This is a genomic window from Mesorhizobium sp. M7A.F.Ca.US.002.01.1.1 (genome assembly GCF_004022955.1).
In the GTDB taxonomy this organism is placed as follows: domain Bacteria; phylum Pseudomonadota; class Alphaproteobacteria; order Rhizobiales; family Rhizobiaceae; genus Mesorhizobium; species Mesorhizobium ciceri.
The window spans coordinates 1-1,350 of record NZ_RZQE01000861.1 but is presented as its reverse complement, the minus strand read 5'-3'; the positions used below and the strand labels follow the sequence as shown (position 1 = coordinate 1,350).

The window sequence follows — 1,350 nt, the reverse complement described above, 5'->3', positions numbered from 1 at the left end:
AGGCCGGGTGTGATCCAGCGGCCCTCGCAATCAACCGTCTCGGCGCCCTGGGCCAGTGTCGGGGGCAGCTCCGACTCGGGGCCGGCATAAACAATGCGGCCGTCACGCGCAGCGACCGCGCCATGTTCGACGACGCCAAGTCCGGCAGACCCGTCGGCCATTGTCGTCAGCCGCGCATTGCGCCACAGACGAAGATCCCCTGCCCGGCTTTTGCTCTTTGCAGCCATCATCTTTTCCGTTTCAATCGATGACGATTATGTATATACATATTGAAACGCACTGCAAGTGCCTTCATCGCATGAGACACAGAGAACCGGAGAGAAAAGTGGCAGCGATCTTTGCGGAACAGGCGCTCCTTCCCGATGGCTGGCGCGAAAATGTGCGGCTTACCCTGGCTGAGGGACGCATCACAGCCGTTCAGCCTGGCGCTGCTGCGGCAGCCGGCGACGAACGTCACGCGATCCTGTTGCCCGGCATGCCCGATTTGCACAGCCATGCCTTCCAGCGCGGCATGGCCGGCCTTGCCGAGCTTCGCGGCCCCTCCGCCGACAGTTTCTGGAGCTGGCGCGAGGTGATGTACCGTTTCGCCCTGTCGATGACGCCCGATCAGGTCGAGGCGGTTGCCGCACAACTCTATGTCGAGATGCTGGAGGCCGGTTTTTCCCGCGTCGGCGAATTTCACTATCTGCATCACGACCGCGACGGAAAACCCTACGCCAACCCAGCCGAGATGGCCGAGCGCATCGCGGCCGCGGCCGGCGAGGCAGGCATCGGCCTGACGCTTTTGCCGGTGTTTTATGCGCACTCGTCTTTCGGCGGTGCCGCACCAAACGAAGGCCAGCGGCGATTCATCAACGATGTGAATCGATTCTCGCGGCTTGTTGAGAAATGCCGCGAATCGGTTCGCGCGTTGAATCAGGCTGTTGTCGGCGTCGCTCCGCACAGCCTTCGCGCCGCGACACCGGAAGAACTGTTTGACGTGACTGCCCTAGCGCCGGACGGGCCTATCCACATCCACATTGCCGAGCAGGTGAAAGAAGTCGAGGATTGCCTTGCCTGGTCGGGCGCGCGGCCGGTCGAATTTCTGCTGGCCAATGCCAAAGTCGACAAGCGCTGGTGCCTGATCCACGCCACCCACATGACCGATGCTGAAACCGTTGCCATGGCCAAAAGCGGTGCCATCGCCGGCCTATGCCCGATCACCGAGGCCAATCTCGGTGACGGCACTTTTGCCGCGCCGCTGTTCAGGGAACATGGCGGCCGCTACGGCGTCGGCTCCGATTCCAATGTGCTCATCGGCCTGCCCGACGAGTTGCGCCAGCTCGAATATTCGCAGCGTCTCGCCCACCG

Annotated in this window: 1 protein-coding gene and 1 pseudogene; one reads left to right on the top strand and one right to left on the bottom strand. The window is 62.5% G+C overall.

Annotated elements, in window-relative coordinates; translation table 11 throughout:
• Positions 1-227 (bottom strand): annotated as a pseudogene (locus EN932_RS36215) (imidazolonepropionase); the annotation flags it as partial.
• A 98-nt stretch (positions 228-325) separates the two neighbouring features.
• Here EN932_RS36215 and EN932_RS36210 point away from each other — a divergent pair.
• A partial coding sequence (locus tag EN932_RS36210) for a formimidoylglutamate deiminase (RefSeq protein WP_128369529.1) occupies positions 326-1,350 on the top strand: 1,025 nt, incomplete at its 3' end.